Genomic DNA, 3,377 nt, shown 5'->3' with positions numbered 1-3,377 from the left:
ACCAGAAGGTCATCGAGGAGGCCCCGAGCCCGCTCGTCGAGCGGACCCCGGGGATGCGGGAGGCGCTGTACAAGGCGGCTCGCGACGCCGCGGCCGCGATCGGGTACACCGGTGCCGGCACGGTCGAGTTCCTGGCGACCGACGACGGCGAGTTCTTCTTCCTCGAGATGAACACCCGCCTCCAGGTGGAGCACCCGGTCACCGAGGCCACCACCGGCCTGGACCTGGTCGCCCTCCAGCTCGACGTGGCCGCGGGCCTGCCGCTGCCGTCCGCCGAGCCCCCGGCCACCCGCGGGTGGTCCTTCGAGGCCCGCCTCTACGCCGAGGACCCGGCCAACGACTACACGCCGGGCTCCGGGACGCTGTGGTCGCTCGACGTCCCCGGGGTGTCCTCGCACTTCGAGGGCCCGCACCGGCCGGGCATCCGCCTGGACAGCGGCGTCGAGCCCGGGGCCCAGGGCGCGCTGATCGGCGTGCACTACGACCCGATGCTGGCCAAGGTCATCTCCTACGGCCGCACCCGCGACGAGGCCTGCGCCTCGCTCGCCGGCGCCATGTCCCGGGCGAAGGTCCACGGCCTCACCACCAACCGCGCCCAGTTGGTGCGGGTCCTGCGGCACCCGGAGTTCATCGCCGGGAACCTCTCCACCGCGTTCCTCGACGACCACGGTGCCGAGGCGCTCGCCGCCCCGCTCGCCGACGACGAGGCCACGGCGATCTCGGCCCTCGCCGCCGCGATCGTGTCCGGCACCGCCGACCACGCCGCCGGACCGGTGGCGCTGGCGCAGGCCGGTTTCCGCAACGTCGGGCACACGCTCCAGAAGCGGACCTACCGGTTCGGCGATGACGAGCTCGAGGTGGCCTACATCCGCGACCGCTCGGGCGCCCACGCCGACGGCGACCTCGCGGAGATCGTCACCGTGGAGGACGTCCGCTCCGACGCCGTGGACCTCGAGGTCAGGGGGGTGCGACGCACCTTCTCCGTGGCCCGCTACGAGGTGGTGGGCGCGGACACCGTCGTCGAGGTCGACTCCCCGCTCGGCCCGGTCTCGCTCGTCGAGCCCCCGCGCTACACCGATCCCGGGGCGGAGGTCGCGGCCGGTTCGCTGCTCGCGCCCATGCCGGGCGCGGTCATCCGCATCGCGGTCGCCGTCGGGGACACCGTCACCGCCGGCCAGCCGCTGCTGTGGATGGAGGCCATGAAGATGGAACACACCATCTCCGCCGCCGTCGACGGCATCGTCACCGAGCTGCCCGTCGAGGTCGGGACCCAGGTCGAGACCGGCACCATCCTCGCCGTCGTCGCCGATCCCGACGCCGACACCGACACCGACACCACCCCCCAGGAGTGACCACGATGACCGACATCTCCCACATCCCCAACCCCGTCGTCGACACCGATGAGCAGAAGCAGCTCCGCAAGGTCGCCTACGACCTGGGCTCGCGCTACGGCATCGAGTACATGCGCGAGAAGTCCGACGCCGGCGAGACCACCGACGAGCTGTGGACCGAGGCCGGCAAGCTCGGACTGCTCGGCGTGAACCTGCCCGAGGAGTACGGCGGCGGCGGGGCCGGCATGACCGAGCTGTCCATCGTCGAGGAGGAGCTCTCCGCCGCCGGCGCCGGGCTGCTCATGATGGTCGTCTCGCCCGCGATCAACGGCACGATCATCTCCCGCTTCGGCACCGATGAGCAGAAGAAGCAGTGGCTGCCGGGCCTCGCCTCCGGCGAGATCATCACCTCGTTCGCGATCACCGAGCCCGACGCCGGCTCCAACTCGCACGCCATCTCCACCACCGCGCGCCGGGACGGCTCGGACTTCCTGCTCAAGGGGCAGAAGACCTACATCTCCGGCGTGGACCAGGCGGACGCCATCCTCGTGGTGGCCCGTCTCGAGGGCGCCACCACGGGCAAGCTCCAGCCGGCGCTGTTCATGGTCCCCACCGACGCCCCGGGCCTGACCAAGACCCACATCCCCACCGAGGTGCGGACGCCCGAGCGGCAGTTCCAGCTGTACTTCGACGACATCCGGTTGCCCGCCGAGGCGCTCATCGGCGACGGCGACACGGCGCTCCTCATGCTCTTCGCGGGCCTCAACCCCGAGCGGATCATGGCCTCCGGCATGGCGATCGGCACCGCGCGGTTCGCGATGGACCGGGCCACCAAGTACGCCAACGAGCGCACCGTGTGGAAGACCCCGATCGGCGCCCACCAGGGCGTCGCGCACCCGCTGGCGCAGTGCAAGATCGAGCTCGAGCTGGCGCGGCTGATGATGCGCAAGGCCGCGGCGCTCGTCGACGCCGGCCTCGACGATCTCGCGGCCGAGGCGGCCAACATGGCCAAGTACGCCTCCGGCGAGGTCTCCGCCCGAACGGTCGACCAGGCCATCCAGACCCTCGGCGGCAACGGCCTGTCCGTGGAATACGGCCTGGCGGGCATGCTCGCGGCGTCGCGGCTCCCGCGCATCGCCCCGGTCAGCCGGGAGATGATCCTCAACTACGTGGCCCAGCACTCGCTCGGGCTGCCGAAGAGCTACTGAGGTGACCGGGATGACCGATCAGACGACGGGTGACCAGCCGTTGGTGCGCTACGAGGTCTCCGGTGGCGCCGCGCGCGTGACGCTCGACTCGCAGCACAACCGCAACGCCATCTCGACCGCGCTCGTCCACCAGCTGCACGACGCGCTCGAGCGGGCGGCGGCGGACGACGCCGCCCGCGTGGTGGTCCTCGGCCACGCCGGCGGCACGTTCTGCGCCGGCGCGGACCTCTCCGAGGCGTCCGCGGGGCAGGAGAGCCCCGAGGAGCAGGCCGCGGGACGGACCCGGATCTTCCTGGGACTGCTCCGCGCGATCATCTCGCACCCCAAGCCCGTGATCGCGGCCGTCGACGGCCACGTCCGCGCCGGCGGGATGGGCCTCGTGGCCGCCTGCGACTTCGCCGTCGCCGGCCCCACGTCGACGTTCGCCCTGACCGAGGTCCGACTCGGCCTGGCCGCGGCCATGATCTCGGCGCCGCTCGCGGCGCGGGTGAACGACCGGGACCTCGCACGGGCCCTGCTGACGGGGGAGAAGTTCGACTCCGCGCACGCCCGGCGGATCGGCCTGCTCTCGGAGGCCGTGGACGACGTCGCAGCCGCCGTCGACGAGCTGGTGGCCGCGTTCCGGCCCTGCTCGCCGCAGGGTCTGGCGGAGAACAAGGCGCTGCTCGCGGCGCCGATGCTGTCCGAGCTCGATGCCCGTGGGGACGCCCTGGCGGGCGTCACCGCCAGGCTGTTCACCACCCCTGAGGTGGCCGAGGGAATGACCGCCTTTCTTGAGCGCCGACCTCCCGCATGGGCGGCCGACGCGGAGTAGCGTGACTGTCTCTTATACACATCT

At 72.2% G+C, this 3,377-nt stretch carries 3 protein-coding genes; all 3 read left to right on the top strand.

Annotation, left to right across the window (positions count from 1 at the left end):
• A partial coding sequence (locus tag B4M60_RS12625; protein ID WP_291084525.1) for a biotin/lipoyl-containing protein occupies nt 1-1,352 on the top strand: 1,352 nt, incomplete at its 5' end.
• Nucleotides 1,353-1,357: 5 nt separating this feature from the next.
• Nucleotides 1,358-2,539: an acyl-CoA dehydrogenase family protein gene (locus B4M60_RS12620; RefSeq protein ID WP_291084522.1), complete on the top strand. Its 1,182-nt coding sequence runs from the start codon at nt 1,358-1,360 to the stop codon at nt 2,537-2,539.
• Nucleotides 2,540-2,549: 10 nt separating this feature from the next.
• Nucleotides 2,550-3,353 carry an enoyl-CoA hydratase family protein gene (locus B4M60_RS12615; protein WP_291084519.1) on the top strand — a complete coding sequence of 268 codons (804 nt, stop codon included), beginning with the start codon at nt 2,550-2,552 and terminating at the stop codon, nt 3,351-3,353.
• Nucleotides 3,354-3,377: the final 24 nt, after the last annotated feature.

The sequence above is a fragment of the Dietzia sp. UBA5065 genome (assembly GCA_002415925.1).
Classification (GTDB): Bacteria; Actinomycetota; Actinomycetes; order Mycobacteriales; family Mycobacteriaceae; genus Dietzia.
Note: the sequence above shows the minus strand (reverse complement) of the source record. Positions and strands in the feature narration are given on the sequence as shown.

Excerpts from the sequence above, each read along its gene's own strand:
- B4M60_RS12615 (WP_291084519.1), top strand. The coding sequence starts at position 2,550 with ATGACCGATCAGACGACGGGTGACCAGCCGTTGGTGCGCTACGAGGTC.
- B4M60_RS12620 (WP_291084522.1), top strand. The coding sequence starts at position 1,358 with ATGACCGACATCTCCCACATCCCCAACCCCGTCGTCGACACCGATGAG.